Below are 1,216 nucleotides of genomic sequence, written 5' to 3'. Positions count from 1 at the left end.
AAGGAGGAAAAACGATGGCAAAGCAAAAGTTTGAGAGGAAAAAGCCTCACGTCAACGTAGGAACGATAGGTCACGTAGACCACGGGAAGACCACGCTGACGGCGGCGATAACGAAGGTATTGTCGACCGCTGGACTTGCGAACTTCGTAGCATACGACCAGATTGACAAGGCGCCCGAGGAGAGGGAGCGCGGAATCACGATAGCGACGGCGCACGTAGAATACGAGACTGAAAAGAGGCACTACGCCCACGTGGACTGCCCGGGTCACGCCGACTACGTAAAGAACATGATAACAGGGGCCGCCCAGATGGACGGCGCGATACTGGTGGTATCGGCGGCTGACGGTCCGATGCCCCAGACCAGGGAGCACATACTGTTGGCAAGGCAGGTAGGGGTGCCCTACATCGTAGTATTCATGAACAAGGTGGACATGGTGGACGATCCGGAGCTTTTGGAACTTGTAGAGATGGAAGTAAGGGAGCTACTTTCCACCTACGAATTCCCCGGGGACGAAGTACCGGTGGTAGCGGGTTCTGCCTTAAAGGCGCTTGAATGCGGCTGCGGCAAGAGGGACTGCGAATGGTGCGGCAAGATATGGGCGCTCATGGACGCGGTAGACGAATATATCCCGACACCGCAGCGGGATGCCGACAAACCCTTCCTCATGCCGATAGAGGACGTATTTTCCATAACTGGCCGTGGCACGGTAGTGACCGGCAGGGTAGAGAGGGGCACGCTGAAAGTAGGAGACGAAGTGGAGATAATAGGGCTAAGCCCAGAGAAGAAGAAGACGGTAGTGACTGGGGTAGAGATGTTCCGTAAGGTATTGGACCAGGCGGTAGCCGGGGACAACATAGGGGCGCTGCTGCGCGGGATAGACAAGAACGAAGTAGAGAGGGGCATGGTAATAGCGAAGCCCGGCACTGTGCAGCCGCACACCAAGTTTAAGGGGCAGGTATACGTATTGAAGAAGGAAGAAGGAGGAAGGCACACGCCGTTTTTCAATGGATACAGGCCGCAGTTCTACTTCAGGACGACGGACGTGACTGGGGTAATAAAGTTGCCGGAAGGCACTGAGATGGTAATGCCCGGGGACAACATAGTGATGGAGATAGAGCTGATAGCGCCGATAGCGATGGAAGAAGGCCTTCGTTTTGCTATCCGCGAGGGTGGCAAGACAGTAGGGGCCGGCGTGGTGACCGAGATAATCGAATA

The 1,216-nt window shown here is 55.5% G+C and carries 1 protein-coding gene; it reads left to right on the top strand.

The genetic code is table 11. The features are described 5' to 3' along the window. Positions 1 to 14: 14 nt before the first annotated feature. Positions 15 to 1,216 (top strand): elongation factor Tu (gene tuf / locus AN618_RS12380; protein ID WP_066355650.1); only part of this gene is annotated, 1,202 nt, incomplete at its 3' end.

Origin of the sequence: Fervidicola ferrireducens (assembly GCF_001562425.1) — a bacterium.
Taxonomy (GTDB): domain Bacteria; phylum Bacillota; class Thermosediminibacteria; order Thermosediminibacterales; family Thermosediminibacteraceae; genus Fervidicola; species Fervidicola ferrireducens.
This window is presented reverse-complemented; position numbering and strand designations above follow the sequence as displayed.